This is a genomic window from Amycolatopsis sp. FU40, from assembly GCF_021903635.1.
GTDB lineage: Bacteria > Actinomycetota > Actinomycetes > Mycobacteriales > Pseudonocardiaceae > Amycolatopsis > Amycolatopsis dendrobii.
The window spans coordinates 2397610-2412319 of the sequence record NZ_CP091381.1; the positions used below are offsets into that span (position 1 = coordinate 2397610).

Annotated in this window: 14 protein-coding genes; 13 read left to right on the forward strand and 1 reads right to left on the reverse strand. The window is 72.5% G+C overall.

Annotation, left to right across the window (positions count from 1 at the left end; all coding sequences use genetic code 11):
• Window positions 1-98: 98 nt before the first annotated feature.
• From L3Q65_RS11950 to L3Q65_RS12010, 13 genes are all read left to right on the forward strand, one after another.
• Entirely contained in the window at window positions 99-278 is a 180-nt protein-coding gene (locus L3Q65_RS11950; RefSeq protein WP_182896197.1) for a hypothetical protein, read from the forward strand.
• On the forward strand, window positions 275-1075 hold the full coding sequence (locus L3Q65_RS11955) for a universal stress protein (protein ID WP_237599654.1): 801 nt from the start codon (window positions 275-277) through the stop codon (window positions 1073-1075). Before L3Q65_RS11950 ends, L3Q65_RS11955 begins: the two co-directional genes overlap by 4 nt.
• Window positions 1076-1098: 23 nt before the next feature.
• Window positions 1099-1677, forward strand: a complete 579-nt coding sequence (locus L3Q65_RS11960) for a flavodoxin domain-containing protein (protein ID WP_182896195.1) — start codon at window positions 1099-1101, stop codon at window positions 1675-1677.
• A gap of 35 nt (window positions 1678-1712) precedes the next feature.
• A complete protein-coding gene (locus L3Q65_RS11965) occupies window positions 1713-2120 on the forward strand; it encodes an Hsp20/alpha crystallin family protein (protein ID WP_182896194.1) in 408 nt (135 codons plus the stop codon).
• Window positions 2121-2182: 62 nt separating this feature from the next.
• Window positions 2183-4828 carry a GNAT family N-acetyltransferase gene (locus L3Q65_RS11970; protein ID WP_182896193.1) on the forward strand — a complete coding sequence of 882 codons (2646 nt, stop codon included), beginning with the start codon at window positions 2183-2185 and terminating at the stop codon, window positions 4826-4828.
• 21 nt (window positions 4829-4849) lie between these two features.
• A complete protein-coding gene (locus L3Q65_RS11975; RefSeq protein ID WP_237599655.1) occupies window positions 4850-5974 on the forward strand; it encodes an acetate/propionate family kinase in 1125 nt (374 codons plus the stop codon).
• On the forward strand, window positions 5940-6332 hold the full coding sequence (locus tag L3Q65_RS11980; protein ID WP_182896191.1) for a hypothetical protein: 393 nt from the start codon (window positions 5940-5942) through the stop codon (window positions 6330-6332). The genes L3Q65_RS11975 and L3Q65_RS11980 overlap by 35 nt, the downstream gene beginning before the upstream one ends.
• Window positions 6329-6955: a hypothetical protein gene (locus L3Q65_RS11985; RefSeq protein WP_237599656.1), complete on the forward strand. Its 627-nt coding sequence runs from the start codon at window positions 6329-6331 to the stop codon at window positions 6953-6955. Before L3Q65_RS11980 ends, L3Q65_RS11985 begins: the two co-directional genes overlap by 4 nt.
• A 22-nt stretch (window positions 6956-6977) precedes the next feature.
• A complete protein-coding gene (locus L3Q65_RS11990) occupies window positions 6978-9635 on the forward strand; it encodes a cation-transporting P-type ATPase (RefSeq protein WP_182896189.1) in 2658 nt (885 codons plus the stop codon).
• An 11-nt stretch (window positions 9636-9646) separates the two neighbouring features.
• Window positions 9647-11890, forward strand: a complete 2244-nt coding sequence (ppsA, locus tag L3Q65_RS11995) for a phosphoenolpyruvate synthase (protein WP_237599657.1) — start codon at window positions 9647-9649, stop codon at window positions 11888-11890.
• A gap of 29 nt (window positions 11891-11919) precedes the next feature.
• Window positions 11920-12426: a universal stress protein gene (locus L3Q65_RS12000; RefSeq protein ID WP_182896187.1), complete on the forward strand. Its 507-nt coding sequence runs from the start codon at window positions 11920-11922 to the stop codon at window positions 12424-12426.
• Window positions 12427-12436: 10 nt separating this feature from the next.
• The gene (locus L3Q65_RS12005) at window positions 12437-13138 is read left to right on the forward strand and encodes a CBS domain-containing protein (protein ID WP_182896186.1); all 702 of its coding nucleotides are present in this window, start codon (window positions 12437-12439) and stop codon (window positions 13136-13138) included.
• Window positions 13139-13265: 127 nt separating this feature from the next.
• Window positions 13266-13604 (forward strand): hypothetical protein, encoded by a 339-nt coding sequence (locus tag L3Q65_RS12010; RefSeq protein ID WP_182896185.1) that lies wholly within the window; start codon window positions 13266-13268, stop codon window positions 13602-13604.
• A 58-nt stretch (window positions 13605-13662) separates the two neighbouring features.
• On the opposite strand, the gene L3Q65_RS12015 is transcribed toward L3Q65_RS12010, so the two are convergent.
• Complete coding sequence (locus L3Q65_RS12015) at window positions 13663-14700, reverse strand: alcohol dehydrogenase catalytic domain-containing protein (RefSeq protein WP_182896184.1); 1038 nt, start codon at window positions 14698-14700, stop codon at window positions 13663-13665.
• Window positions 14701-14710: the final 10 nt, after the last annotated feature.

A 14710-nucleotide genomic window follows, 5' to 3' on the forward strand; every position in this document is an offset into this window, starting at 1 on the left:
GGACCAAAGACTCCGCCGACGCGGACGTCCGCCCGCAGCGACCGGGGCCGGCGCGGCCATAGCGTCGGCTCAGAGACCCGGCTCGGAGGAGGCACGCGATGGACGAGAAGGAGAAAGCGCTGATCGAGGAGGAGGCCCGGCGCAGCGTCGCGGAGCGCGGGCAGCACGGCAAACACGGCCCGGCGATGCGGCGGTACCTGCTCGCCGAGGAACAACGGGCGGCCAGCGAGAACGAACGCGACGTCGTCCCGGAATCGGCGCCAGAGCCGCCCCGATGATTCCGCCGGTGGTCGCCGGGGTCGACGGATCGGCGGAGTCGCTGGCCGCCGTGCGATGGGCGGCGGCGCAGGCCCGTCCGCGCGGCAGCGGACTGGTGGTCTTCCGCGCCGAACGGTTCGCCGACCCGGACCTGATGCCGCACGGGAAACCGCCCGCAGGCACGGATTTGGTGCTCGAACCCGGGTATCGCCTCCTGCGCCAGGCGGCCGACGAGGCGCGCCGCGCGGTGCCCGAAGTCCGCGTGCGGATGTGTCTCCGGCTCGGGGCCGCCGCGGGTCTGCTGGCCGCGCAGTCGGCCGAGGCCGGGCTGCTGGTTCTGGGCTCGCCCAGAGCGGCCGGCGTGCGGGGAGCGGTCACCGGTTCAGTGGCGCTCAGCGTGGCGGCGTCCGCCCGGTGCCCGGTGGCGGTCGTGCGCGGGTGCGCGGATCCGGAAGGGCCGGTGGTGGTCGGGGTCGACGATTCCGGCGGCAGCGAGCGCGCGCTGGCTTTCGCTTTCGAAACCGCTGATGTGCACCGAGCTGTGGTGGAGGCAGTGCACGTGCGGCACGACGACGACCGGGAAAGCGGCGTCGGGGAGCAGGTCGAAGCGTGGTCCCGGAAATACCCGGCGGTTCCGGTGCGGGTCCGCGCGGTGCGGGCGCGTTCGGCGGGCCGGGCGCTCGCGGGCATTTCCCCCGGCGCACGGCTGGTCGTCGTGGGCAGCCGCGGTCGCGGACCGGTCGCGGGCGGCCTGCTCGGCTCCACCGGCAATGGGCTGCTGGCGCACGCGTCCTGCCCGGTCGTGGTCGCCCGCTGAACACGACGGAAGGACGGAGTCTCATGAGAATCGTTGTCGCGGTGGCGACCCGGCACGGGGCGACTCGCGAGATCGCGGAGCAGATCGCGGCGTCGCTGCGCGGCGAGCTCGCCGGCGCGGGCACGACCGCCGAGGTCGTCGTGGCGGACGCGGGCAGCGTCACGTCGTTCGACGGCTGCGACGCGGCGGTGCTCGGCAGCGCGGTCTACCTCGGACACTGGCTGGAGCCCGCCCGGACCTTGGTGCGCGAGCATCAGGACGAGCTGGCGCGCATCCCCGTGTGGTTGTTCTCCAGCGGGCCGGTCGGAGAGCGGACCAAACCCGGGGAGGACCCGGTGGACGTCACCGAGGTGCTGGCCCGCAGCGGCGCCAGGGAACACCGGCTGTTCGGCGGCAGGCTCGACCGGTCCCTGCTGCGGTTCCCGGAACGCGCGATGGCCGCGGCCTTGCGGGTGCGCGACGGCGACAACCGCGACTGGCCGGTGATCCGCGCCTGGGGCCGCGCCGTCGCGCGCGAGCTGAGTGCACTGGCCGGTGACCTTCGTCCATCGCCTTCAGGCAATCCGGCCGCGTCGCCGCGCCGGGCGCCCGGAGTTGCATGAAGGTGCGACACCGTTCGCGAAGAGAGGAGTGCGCAATGACGTCACTGTTGCCTGGATCCCGGATGGCGCTGCCGAGCATCGCCGCCTGGCTCGACCACCCTTGGCCGTTCACGGAGCACAACCCGGTGCGGATCGAGGAGTCCACTGAGGACGGCAAGTACACGGTGCGGGCCGAGCTGCCGGGGTTCGACCCGGACAAGCACATCACCGTGACGACGCACGACGGCCTGCTGACCATCGAGGCGGAGCGCGAAGCGAAGAAGAACGACGGCGGCCGCAGCGAATTCTACTACGGCAAGTTCAGCCGCACGGTGGGCCTGCCCGCAGGGGCCGAGGCCGCCAAGATCGCCGCGAAGTACACCGACGGCATCCTCGAGATCTCGATGCCGCTGGCGCAGCAGCCGCACGAGAAGCAGGTCACCATCCACGTCGACAAGGCATGACGCCCGGTGGCGGCGGGCGCGGTCGCGGCCGTGCCCGCCGCCTCGTGCGGAAAGGAGCTCCGATGAGCGCGGACCAGCCCGCCCGGGTGCTGCTGGCCGACGGACAGGTCGGCCTCGTGCGTCCGCTCGGACCGGCCGACACCGAGGCCGTGCTGCGGCTGCACACCGGCCTCGGGGAGCGGGATCGCTATTTCCGCTTCTTCGGGCCGCTTCCGTCCACTGTGGACAAGCTGGCGGCGGAGATCACCTCGGCGCCTGGCGAATGCCACCTGGCCGTCGGCTGCTTTCTCGACGGGACGCTGGCCGGAGTCGCGCACTGCGAACGGATCGGGGACACCGCCGATGCCGAGATCGCGCTCGTCGTCGACGGGAATCAGCGCACGCACGGAATCGCGACGCTGCTGATCGAACACCTCGCCGCGGCGGCGCGGGCGAACGGGATCAGCCGGTTCGTCGCGGAGGTGCTGGCCGAGAACGCGAAGGTGATCCGGGTGTTCGCCGAACTCGGCCTGCGGTACGAGATCGACCACGAGGGCCCGGAATGGTCGGTGACGATCTGGCTCGACGGCGAGGACGGTTATCCGGACGCGTTCGCCCGCCGCGACGAGGTCGCCGAAGCGGCGAGCCTGGCGCACCTGCTGCGTCCGGCGTCGGTCGTGGTGATCGGCGCGGGCAGGCGGGCCGGGTCGGTGGGGCACGCGGTCCTCGCGAACCTGGCGGCCAGCGGCTTTCCCGGTTCGGTGGAGGTCGTGCACCCGGTGGCGGAAGAGATCCTCGGCGTGCGCTGCGTGCCGTCGGTCGCGGACCTGGCCGGGACTCCCGAACTGGCGGTGATCTGCCTTCCGGCGGAGGCCGCCGCGGACGCGGTGGAGGAATGCGGCAAACGCGGCGTGGCCGCGGCGGTCGTCGTTTCGTCCGGGCTGACCGGGACCGCAGCGGGCGCGCGCGTCCGGGAAGCGGTGCGCAGACACGGCATGCGGCTGGTCGGACCGAACTGCCTCGGCGTGCTCTCGACGGATCCGTCCTGCCCGGTCGACGCGACCTTCCTCGCCCGCCGTCCGCGGGCCGGGAACATCGGCGTCGCGACCCAGTCCGGCGGCGTCGGGATCGCGCTCGTCGAGGCGCTGACCGGCCTCGGCCTCGGGCTTTCCTCGCTGGTCTCCACCGGCGACAAATACGACGTCAGCGGCAACGACCTGCTGCTGTGGTGGGCGAGCGACCGGCGCACCGAGCTCGTGGTGCTGTACCTCGAATCCTTCGGCAATCCCCGCAAATTCTCCCGGCTGGCGGCGCGGCTGGCGCGGACCAGGCCGGTGCTCGCGGTGCGGGCCGGAAGCGGCGGGACCGCCCAGCGCGCCGCTGCTTCGCACACGGCCGCCGCGGCGACGCCTGCGGTGACCCGCGACGCGCTTTACGCGCAGGCGGGCATCATCGCCGTCGACACGGTCGCCGAACTGGTGGATGTGCTCGCAGGTGTTTCCTGGCAACCGCTTCCGCGCGGCAGGCGTATCGCCGTGCTGAGCAACGCGGGCGGGGCCGGGGTCCTCGCGGCCGACGCGTGCGAGCGAGAAGGCCTCACGATGGCGAGCTTGTCCGCGGAGACGGCGGAAGGCCTGCGCGAGCTGCTGCCCGCCGAGGCCGCGGTGCACAACCCGGTCGACACGACGGCCGCGGTTCCGGCGGAGAAATTCGGGCAGGCACTGCAGATCGTGCTCGCCGACCCCGGCGTCGACGCGGTCATCGCGGCGACGGTGCCGACCGCGGTCGGGAACCCCGCGGCCGCGCTAGCCGACGTGCTGCCGGGCGCGGACAAGACCGTGCTCGCGGTCCGGCCGGGACAACGGGAACGGGTGTCGCCGCTGTGCGCGGACGGACCCGCGGTCACCGCTTGCTACGACGACCCGGCGACCGCCGCGCTTGTGCTCGCCCGGCAGGCCGAGTACGCCGAGTGGCTCGCCCGGCCCAAGACGGATGCCTCGCCGCTGCCGGAGATCGACGCCGCTGCGGTGCGGGAGTTCGCGACAGCACGAGCGGCGGAGCGCGAGGGCTGGATGGCGCCGGCCGCCGCGGCGGAACTGCTCCGGCTCGCGGGAATCCCGTTGGTGCCGACCCGCTACGCCCGCGACGAGACCGAAGCCGTTGGCGCGGCGGAGGAATTCGACGGCCCGCTCGCGGTGAAGGCGGACGCCGAGGGGCTGCTGCACAAGTCCGCGGGCGGCGGCGTGTTGCTCGGCGTCGACGGACCGCTCGGCGCGCGGGACGCGTACCGGCTGCTGCTGACGCGATTCGGTCCGGGACTGCGCGGCGTGGTGATCCAGCCGATGGCCGACCGAGGCCGTGAACTGCTCGTCGGCGTGCGGTCGGACCCGGTGTTCGGGCCGCTGGTCGTGTTCGGGCTGGGCGGGGTCGACACCGACCTGGTGGCCGACCGGGCCGCGCGGCTCGCCCCGCTCACCGGTCCGGACGCGGACCTGCTGCTCGACGGCCTTCGCTCGGCCGAGGCGCTGTGGGCGTCCGGGATCGACCGGGCCGCGGTGCGCGAACTGCTGCTGAAGACCGGCCGGCTGGCGACGCTCGTGCCGGAGCTGGCGGAGCTGGACCTGAATCCGGTCGCGGCGCGGGCGGACGGCTGCGCCGCGCTCGACGTCCGGGTCCGGCTGGAGCGCCGGAAGCCCGCCGACCCGTACCTGCGCAAGCTGTCCGGCTGAGGCGACCACGAGGAGAACCCAGTGCGAATCCTGACCCTGAACCCCGGTTCGTCCAGCCTGAAGGCGGCAGTCGTGCACGACGGCGTCGCGGTGGGCTGGGCGGCTTGGCAGAGCGAAATGTCGCGTGCGGTCGTCGATGCCGTGGAGCGCTGGCCGCTGCCGGACGCGGTGGCGGTCCGGTTCGTCCACGGCGGGACGCAGAAGAGCCCGGTGCTGGTGACCGACCGGGTGGTGGCGAATCTCGACCGGCTCGTCCCGCTGGCTCCGATTCACCAGCCGCTGTCGCTGGACGTCGCCCGGCAGGTCCGGGACCTGCTGCCGGGTGTGCCGGTGGTGGCCTGCTTCGACACCGCGTTCCACGCGAACCTGCCCGACGCGGCCGCGCACTATCCGCTGCCGCGCCAGTGGACGCGGCAGAACCGGTTGCGCCGCTACGGTTTCCACGGTTTGTCGGTGCAGTACGCGGTGCGCCGGACGGCGGAGTTGCTGCGGCGGCCGGTCGATGAGCTGCAACTGGTCTGTGCGCACGTCGGAGCCGGAGTGTCGGTGACCGCGGTGCGCGCCGGGCGGAGCGTGGACACGTCGATGGGATTCACCCCGCTGGAGGGACCCGCGATGGCCACCCGGTCGGGCTCGATCGACCCGGGATTGCTGCTGCACGTGATGAAAACCGCGCCGATGGGACCCGACGAGCTGGCCGACGCGCTGTGCCTGCGGTCCGGGCTCGCCGGGATGAGCGGGACGAGCGGCGATCTCGGCGAGGTGCGGGCGGCCGCAGCGGCCGGGAACGCCGATGCCGCGCTGGCGGTCGAGGTCTACGTCCACCGTCTCCGCCGGGAGATCGGCGCGGCCGCGGTCAGCCTCGGCCGGCTGGACGCTTTGGTGTTCACCGGCGGGGTCGCGCACTACCAGCCGGAGACGGTCGCCGAGGTCGCGCACGGTCTCGGGGTGCTGGGGGTGCGGGTCGGAGAACTCGCGCAGTCCGATGCGGACCGGGTGATCAGCTCGGCGGGCTCGGCGGTGCCGGTGCTGGTCGTCCGCGCCCGGGAAGACCTGGAACTCGCCCGCGGCGCGGAAGCCGTGCTCGCGGATCTGGGAAGTGAGGTGCACCGTGCACGTACTGCTGACCGAAGCGAAGTTCGGTGACTGCGACGCGCTCAGCGGGCCGTTGCGGGACAACGGGTGCCGGGTCAGCCGGTGCCATTCGCGGGAAGGGATCTGCCTCGCCCTCGGGCCGGGGACCTCGTGCCCGCTCGACGACCGCGCCGACCCGCCGGTGCTCGCCGTGGACGTCCGCGGCTCCGGGGACGAGATCACCGCGCGGGAGTACGGCGTCGTGTGCGCGCTGCGGGCGCTCGTCCCGGTCGCGTTGGTCCCGCCGGAACCGGGCCTGCCGGTGACCGTGCCCGCGGGGCTAGAGGACCGGGTCACCGTCACCGACGCCGCGAGTTTGCTGGCCACGTGCCGGGCGGCGTCCCTGGCGCCTGCGGGAGCGGGCAGATGACCGACGTCGCGTTCGCCTGGGACCGCTGCACGCGGGCGGTGCTCGTCGACGCGCTGGCGCGGCTGGACGTGCGCCGGTTCGTGGTCGAGACCCGGACCGGCGAGCTGGCGATCGCTCGCGTCGGCAGGCTCCGGCACGATCCCGGCGGACGCCACGTGCTCGCCGGATGCGGCACCGCGCTGTCCGCGGCCTGGATCGTGCTGCGGGGGCTGGGAATCCGTCCGGTGCTGTCGTTTCCGTGCGATCCGGGCCGCCCGGACGTCGTGGCGGCGGTGACCCCGGGCGCGGACGATCCGGCGACCACGAGCGACTGGGACCGGTATCTCGCCCTGCGCGCGGTCGCCGGGCCGCCGCGCGGCCGGGCGGTGCCGGTCGAGGACCCGGCGGTGCTCGCCGGGCTGGCGGGGGAGAACCCGTGGCCGCGCACCCAGGTGACGCCGCACGCGGGCAGCCCCGGCCTCGCGGTGACAGCCGACGGCGACAGCTGCGTCGACCGGGTTCTGGTGGGCGCGGCGGCCCATTCGCTGCGGGTCGCCGCCGCGGTCCGCGGGTTGACGACTGAGGTGCGCCCCGGGAACCAGGGCCGCGCGCCGCAGGCGGTCGTCCTGGTGTTCGAGAGCTGACTTCGAGAGCTGAAGGAGTCCGATGACCACGCATCTTCGCCCGCCGCCCGCGACCGCGGAGCCGGACATCGACGCACGGGAGCCGATCGGCCTGCTGCTGCGCGATCTCCGTTCCGTGCCGGGCGGTCTGACCAGCCGCGAGGCGGCCCGGCGGCTGCAGGCCTACGGGCCGAACGAGCTGCCGCACAAGGGCGGCAGGCAGTGGCCGCTGGCTTTGCTGCGCCAGCTGGTCCACCCGCTCGCCCTGCTGCTGTGGGTCGCGGCCGGGCTGGCGTGGTTCGCGGGCACCACCAACCTGGCGATCGCGATCGTCGGGGTGATCATCCTGAACGGCCTGCTCGCGTTCTTCCAGGAGCAGCAAGCCGAACGCGCGGTCGAAGCGCTCGGCAAGTACCTGCCGGAGCGCAGCGCCGTGCTGCGCGACGGACTGGTCGCGCATCTCGAATCGGCCGAACTGGTCCGCGGCGACATCGTCCTGCTCGCCGAAGGCGATCGGGTCCCGGCGGACGCGCGGCTGATCGAGGGCACCGTGGACGTCGACGCGTCGATGCTCACCGGCGAGTCGGCCCCGGTGACCCGGACCGCCGATGCCGCGGACGACGCCGACCGCGCGCTCGACTCCCCGGTGCTGGTCTTCAGCGGCACCGTCTGTGTCGCGGGTTCGGCGCGGGCGGTGGTGCACGCGACCGGGCGACGCACCGAAATCGGCCGGATCGCGTCGCTGTCGGCCCGGATCGGCCGCGAGGAAAGCCCGCTGGAGCGGCAGGTGCGGCGGGTCGCGTGGCTGATCGCCGGGGTCGCGGTGGTGGTCGGCGTCGGGTTCCTGCCGCTCGGCGTGGCTGCCGGACTGTCGTGGTCGGCCGCCTTCGTGTTCGCGATCGGCTTGCTGGTGGCGAACGTGCCCGAGGGCCTGTTGCCCACGATCACGCTCGCGCTGGCGGCCGGGGTGCGGTCGATGGCGAAAGCGGGCGCGCTCGTGAAACGGCTGTCGGCGGTGGAGACGCTGGGTTCGACCACCGTCATCTGCACCGACAAAACCGGCACGCTGACCCAGAACTCGATGCGAGTGGAGGAACTGCGCGGCCCGGACGGGGCGGAATCCGCGCACCCGCGCGAAACCGCCGCCGTGCTCGCCCGGTGCAGCACCGCGGATGTGGCCGGCGGCTCCGGCGACCCGACCGAACTCGCGCTGCTGCGATTCGCCGATGACCATGGCCAGAACGTCACCACGAGCGCCCGCGAGGCCGCCCGGAAAGCGTTGTACCCGTTCGATCCCCGGCTCAAGCGAATGTCCACAGTGGACCTAGTGGACGGCGGACTCGTCGTCGCGGTGAAGGGCGCGCCCGAGCAGGTGCTGCCGTTGTGCAGCACGGAACTGGGCGGAGCGGAGCTGACCGCGGACCGGCGGGCGCGGCTGTCCGCGCTGGTCGACAGCATGGCCGGGCGCGCGCTGCGAGTGCTGGCCGTGGCCCGGCGGGACGCACCGGCGATCCCGGGCAGCCGGGCCGAAGCGGAGGACGGGTTGTGCCTGCTCGGCTTCGTCGGCCTGGTCGACCCGCCTCGTCCCGAGGTCGCCGACGCGGTGGCGGACTGCCATTCCGCCGGGATCACGGTGCACGTCGTGACCGGGGACAACGGGCTGACCGCGGCCGAGATCGCCCGCCGGGTGGGCATTGGCGCCGACCGGGTGGTGGACGGCGCCGCGCTCGCGCGGATGCCGGAGCCGGACCTCGACTCGGTGCTCGTCGGCGGCGACGAGGTGGTGTTCTCGCGCGCCGCGCCGGAGGACAAACTCCGCATCGCCGACGCGTTGCGCGACTGCGGCGAGGTCGTCGCGATGACCGGCGACGGGGTGAACGACGCGCCGGCGCTGCGGCGGGCCGACATCGGGGTGGCGATGGGCGTCGGCGGCACCGATGTCGCGAAGGAAGCCGCGACCGTCGTACTGACCGACGACAATTTCGCGACCATCGTCGCCGGGGTCCGCGAGGGCCGCCGGGTGTTCGACAACGTCCGCAAGTTCGTGCTCTACATCTTCGCGCACGCGGTGCCGGAAGTGCTGCCGTTCCTGCTGTTCGCGATTTCCGGCGGCGCGATCCCGCTGCCGCTGACGGTGTTGCAGATCCTCGCGATCGACCTCGGCACCGAAACGCTGCCCGCGCTCGCCCTCGGCCGGGAACCCGCCGAGCCCGGGCTGATGGCCCGCCGCCCGCGCTCCCGCCGCGAAGGCGTGGTGACCGGCCGGATGCTCCTGCGGGCCTGGGGAATCATGGGAGTGCTGTCGGCCGTGCTCGTGCTCGGCGCCTACTTCGCGGTGCTGTACGCCGCGGGCTGGCATCCCGGTGCGGACGTGTCCGACAGCTCGCCGCTGCACCACGCCTATCTCCAAGCCACGACGGCCAGCTTCGCCGCGATCGTGTTCTGCCAGATCGGAACCGCGTTCGCCGCCCGCACCGAGCGGGTGTCGCTGCGGGCGATCGGTCTGGGCACCAACAAGCTTCTGCTCGGCGGCATCGCCTTCGAACTCCTTTTCGCCGCCGCGCTCATCTACCTGCCCTGGCTGCAGGACGTCTTCGGCACCGCGGCGCTGCCCGCGTGGGTGTACGCGGTGCTAGTGCCGATGCCGGTGCTGGTCTGGGGCGCGGACGAACTGTTCCGGCTCCTGACCCGCCGTTCTTGAGGAGGACTGTCATGACACACGTGCGAAAACTGGCCGACATCCGGCTTTCCGACGCCGAGACCGCGGGCGGCAAGGGGGCGAACCTCGGCGAGCTGATCGCCGCGGGCTACCCGGTGCCGGACGGGTTCGTCGTCACCCGCGACGCGTACTGGTCCGCGCTGGAGGCCGCGGGGGTCCGCACCGAGGTCGCCGATCTGCACGCGAAAACGCTGACCGCGGTGGACGATGCGGCAGCGCTGGCAGCGGCGTGCGAGCGGCTGCGCGAGCTGGTGCGCTCGGCCGGGCTGCCGCAGGAGCTGGCGTCCGAGGTGACCGGCGCGTACCGGGCACTCGGCGACCAGCCCGTGGTGGCGGTGCGCTCGTCGGCCACCGGGGAGGACGGCAGCGAAGCCTCCTTCGCGGGCATGAACGCCAGCTACACCAACGTCGTCGACGAAGAAGCCTTGGCCGCGCGACTGGTCGACTGCTGGACGTCGCTGTTCTCGCCGCGAGTGGTGAGCTACCGGGCGAGCCGGGGATTCACCGGCGAACCGGCGATCGCGGTCGTCGTGCAGCGGATGATCCCGGCAGAGCGGTCGGGCGTGATCTTCACCGCCGACCCGCGCACCGGCGACCGCGACCGGGCAGTGGTCGAAGCAGTGTTCGGCCAGGGCGAGGCGATCGTGAGCGGCGCGGTGGACCCGGACACCTACGTGGTGGCGAAAGAGGACCTCCGGGTGCTCAGCGCGCGGATCGGCGCCCAGACGCACAAGATCATCCCGGAAGCGGGCGGGGGAGACGTGAAGGTCGCGCTGACCGCGCAGGTCGGCGGCAGGCGCGTGCTCGACGACGCCACCGTGCTCGGGCTGACGCGGCTCGCCTGCCGGGTCGAGGACCACTACGGCGTTCCGCAGGACATCGAGTTCGCGATCGCCGAGCACAAGACGTGGCTCGTGCAGTCCCGCCCGATCACGACCCTGCCTCCGGTGCAGGAAGAAGCCGCCGGAGTCCTGGTGACCGGGCTCGCCGCCTCGCCCGGCGAGGGCAGCGGCGCGGTCCGGGTGCTGCACGACCCGGCCGAGGCACGGCGGCTGCGCGACGGCGAGGTGCTGGTAGCCCCGATGACGACCCCGGACTGGGTCCCGGCGATCCGCCGGGCCGCGGCGCTGGTCACCGACGGCGGCGGCATGACGTGCCACGCCGCGGTGGTCGCCCGCGAACTGGGCGTCCCGTGCGTCGTCGGCACCGGCGACGCCACCCGGGTGCTCGCGGACCGCACGCTGATCACGGTCGACGGCACGAAAGGCGAGGTGCGGGCGGGAGCGATCACGCACGAGGCGGTGCACGCGACCCCCGTCGCCGCTCCGGCGGCGACCGAGGCGATCGGCACCCGGCTTTACGTCAACCTCGCGATGCCCGACCACGCCGAGGAGGTCGCGGCTGAGCCGGTCGACGGCGTCGGCCTGCTCCGCGCCGAATTCCTGCTGACCTCCGCGCTCGGCGGACGGCATCCGCGCGCCTTGCTCGCCCGCGGCGAGGAAGAGTCCTTTGTGGACGCGATGGCGGAATCGCTGCTGCGGATCACGACCGCGTTCGGCTCGCGTCCGGTCGTCTACCGGGCCACCGACCTGCGCAGCAACGAATTCCGCGGCCTCGAGGGCGGAGCCGAGTACGAACCGGTCGAGAACAACCCGATGATCGGCTACCGCGGCTGCTACCGGTACGTGCGCGAGCACGACCTGTTCGCGCTGGAGCTGCGGACGCTGGCGCGGGTGCGGGAGCGGACGCCGAACCTGCACCTGATGATCCCGTTCGTGCGCACGAAGTGGGAGCTGGAGGCGTGCCTGGAGGCGGTGGACGCGAGCCCGCTCGGCAAGCAGCGCGGGCTGCACCGGTGGATCATGGCCGAGGTCCCGTCGGTCGTCTACTGGCTGCGCGAGTACGCCGGGCTGGGCATCGACGGGGTGTCGATCGGCAGCAACGACCTGACCCAGCTGATGCTCGGCGTCGACCGGGATTCGGCGGTGTGCGCCGAACTGTTCGACGAGGCCGACCCCGCCGTGCTCGACGCGATCACCCGGATCGTGAGCACCGCCCGCGCCCGCGGCATCACGTCGTCGCTGTGCGGCCAGGCGCCGTCGACGAATCCCGCGTTCGCCGAACATCTCGTGCGCGCCGGGATCACGTCGATCTCGGTCAACCCGGACGCGATCGGGGCGGCGCGCGGCGCGATCGCCGCGGCCGAACGCCGCGTCCTGCTGGAAAAGGCGCGCTGAGCGCCCGAGCCTGTGCGGAGGAGAAAGTCATGACCACAGCCAATGAACAGGAAATCGTCGTAGGCGTCGACGGATCGGCGGGCAGTGCCGCGGCGGTCCGCTGGGCGCTGACGGAAGCTAAGGCCAGCGGCCGGACCGTGGTGGCGTTGCGGGCCTGGACGTTCGACCCGCTCGCCGACATCGAGTCGGCCGTCAGCCGCACGCCGTCCGAGATCGCGTCCCGCTATCAGCACGAACTGGACCACGTGCTGGACGAGGCGCGCGGTGACTTCGAGGGGGTGCGGGTGCGCAGCGGCACGATCGACGGCGCCCCCGGCCCGGCGCTGGTCCGCGCGTCGGCGGACGCCGCGATGCTGGTGCTGGGCAGCCACGGGCACAGCCGGGTCTTGCGCCTGCTGGTCGGCTCGGTTTCCGAGTACTGCCTGCGCCAGTCGCGCTGCCCGGTCGTGATCGTCCCGGCCCGGTCGGCCGAAGAACGGGAACCGTTGCCGGACAAGGAAACCGCGGGCTCGTACTACCCCGGACCCCTGCTGTGAGGAGCGGAAGATGAAGAGAATACGCCGGATCCGCTCGGTGATGACCACCGACGTCGCGCGGATCGCATCGGGCACGTCGTTCAAAGCCGTCGCCGCACTGCTGGAAGAACGCGGCGTCGGCGGCGCACCGGTCGTCGACAAGGACGGCCGGGTGCTCGGCGTCGTTTCGCGCGGCGATCTGCTGGAGCGGAACGTCGAACACCACGGCATCGGACCGAAGGCGCGCCACGGCAGGCACAAGGCCGAAGCGCTCTTCGCTGCCGATTTGATGACCACGCCGGCGATCACCGTCTCTGCCGACGACGACGTTCTGCGCGCGGCCCAGCTCATGGAGAGCCATCGAGTGCACCGGCTGCCGGTGCTCGAATCGGACGGAACGCTCGCCGGGATCGTCTCGCGGGCGGATCTGGTGCGCGCGTATTTGCGGCCGGACAACGAGATTCGCGAGGAAGTGCGCGACGAAGTCCTGAGGCAGGAGATGTGCGTCGACCCGTCCACGCTGTACGTTTCGGTGCACGACGGGGTGGTGTCGCTGGACGGGACTGTCGAGCGCTACAGCATGATCCCGGTGCTGAAGGCCCTCGTCGGCCGGGTCGACGGCGTGGTGGAGGTGAAGGCGCGCCTGCGGGCGGAGCTGGACGACCGCGACATCCGGCCGGGGGAGCCCGCGCAGGGCGGGTTGTTCCCGGACCGGTCGATCCATCGGCCGTGAGTCCGGGCCGGGTGTTCGCCGACGGGAGTGCGCGGACGAGTGTCTCGCCGCGGTACGTCCCGTAACAGTCTCGGTTGCCCGGGCGACTCCCCACCACAACTACACCGTCGACTCCGCTGGGGTGCCGATGCCTGAGACGTTCGAGATGGACCGCGTGGACCGGATTGCCGACATTCTGTACGGTGTCGCCTCCGGGGGAGGCTTGATCCAGTACGTGCCGCTCGGCAGACGCGTCGGCGTACAGCCGAATCACCTGGGCTACTTCCTGGAGCAAGTCTCGATCCGGGCGGCGGATCAGGAAGCGCCCCTGTGGAGCGCGCTCGTCGTCTCCAAGGACAGCGGCCGGCCGAGCGAAGGCTTTTACGGCCTGGCCCGGCGACTGCGAAGCGAATACCGCGACCTCGACGAATCGACGCTGTGGCACCAAGAACGGCAGCGCTGCTACGAGGCCGCGCGCCCCGCCTGATACGGGCTGAAGGTGCGTGAGGGTTCCCCTCACGCACCTTCAGCCGGACCGCAGCGGCTCACTCGCGGAACAGAGCGACCTTCAGCGCTCCGCTGTCCTGCGGATGCGCGAAAACGTCATAAGCCTCATCCATCTCCTGCAACCCGAACCGGTGCGTGACCATCCGGCTCACGTCGAGGTGTCCGCCCGCCAGCATCCGCAGCAGCATGGGCGTGCTGGAGGTGTCGACCAGGCCGGTGGTGATGGTGACGTCCCGGATCCAGAGCCGTTCGAGATGCAGCGTGGCCGGTTTCCCGTGCACGCCGATGTTCGCGACCCGGCCGCCGGGGCGGACGAGCTCCGCGCACAGTTCGAATGTTTCCGGGACACCGACTGCTTCGACGGCCACGTCCGCACCGAGCCCGCCGCCTGCCTCGCGGACCGCGGCTTCCGCGTCCGAGGGCTGGACCGTCACGTCGGCACCCGCCGCTTTGGCTGCCGCCAGCCGGGCGGGTTCCTTGTCGATCACGATGACGGACGACGGGCTGTAGAGCCGGGCCGCGGTGATGGCGGCGAGGCCGATCGGGCCCGCGCCGACGATGGCCACTACGTCGCCGGGGCCGACCTGTCCATTGCGGACTCCGACCTCGTAGGACGTGGGAATGATGTCGGCCAGCAGCAGCGCCGACTCGTCGCTCACCGCGGGCGGCAGCAGGTAGACGGAGGTGTCGGCGAACGGGATCCGCGCGAACTCCGCCTGTACGCCGTCGACCAGGTGGCCGAGGATCCAGCCGCCTCCGCCGAGGCATTGGCCGTAGGCGCCGCGGCGGCAGTATTCGCAGCGGCCGCACGCGCTGATGCAGGACACGAGCACCCGGTCGCCCGGCTTGACCGCGGAGACCGCGTTGCCGATCCGCACGATGGTGCCGACCGCCTCGTGGCCGAGGATCCGGCCGCGTTCGACCTCGGGCACGTCGCCTTTCAGGATGTGCAGGTCGGTGCCGCAGATGGTGACGGCGTCGATCCGGACGATCGCGTCGGTCGGCGCGAGGATTTCCGGGTCCGGGCGGTCGGTCCAGGACCGGCGTCCGGGGCCGTCGTAGACGAGTGCCTTCACAGTTTCTCCT

Excerpts from the sequence above, each read along its gene's own strand:
- L3Q65_RS11990 (WP_182896189.1), top strand. The coding sequence starts at position 6,978 with ATGACCACGCATCTTCGCCCGCCGCCCGCGACCGCGGAGCCGGACATC.
- L3Q65_RS11950 (WP_182896197.1), top strand. The coding sequence starts at position 99 with ATGGACGAGAAGGAGAAAGCGCTGATCGAGGAGGAGGCCCGGCGCAGC.
- L3Q65_RS11970 (WP_182896193.1), top strand. The coding sequence starts at position 2,183 with ATGAGCGCGGACCAGCCCGCCCGGGTGCTGCTGGCCGACGGACAGGTC.
- L3Q65_RS12005 (WP_182896186.1), top strand. The coding sequence starts at position 12,437 with ATGAAGAGAATACGCCGGATCCGCTCGGTGATGACCACCGACGTCGCG.
- L3Q65_RS11965 (WP_182896194.1), top strand. The coding sequence starts at position 1,713 with ATGACGTCACTGTTGCCTGGATCCCGGATGGCGCTGCCGAGCATCGCC.
- L3Q65_RS12000 (WP_182896187.1), top strand. The coding sequence starts at position 11,920 with ATGACCACAGCCAATGAACAGGAAATCGTCGTAGGCGTCGACGGATCG.
- L3Q65_RS11960 (WP_182896195.1), top strand. The coding sequence starts at position 1,099 with ATGAGAATCGTTGTCGCGGTGGCGACCCGGCACGGGGCGACTCGCGAG.
- L3Q65_RS12010 (WP_182896185.1), top strand. The coding sequence starts at position 13,266 with ATGCCTGAGACGTTCGAGATGGACCGCGTGGACCGGATTGCCGACATT.
- L3Q65_RS11985 (WP_237599656.1), top strand. The coding sequence starts at position 6,329 with ATGACCGACGTCGCGTTCGCCTGGGACCGCTGCACGCGGGCGGTGCTC.
- L3Q65_RS11955 (WP_237599654.1), top strand. The coding sequence starts at position 275 with ATGATTCCGCCGGTGGTCGCCGGGGTCGACGGATCGGCGGAGTCGCTG.
- ppsA (WP_237599657.1), top strand. The coding sequence starts at position 9,647 with ATGACACACGTGCGAAAACTGGCCGACATCCGGCTTTCCGACGCCGAG.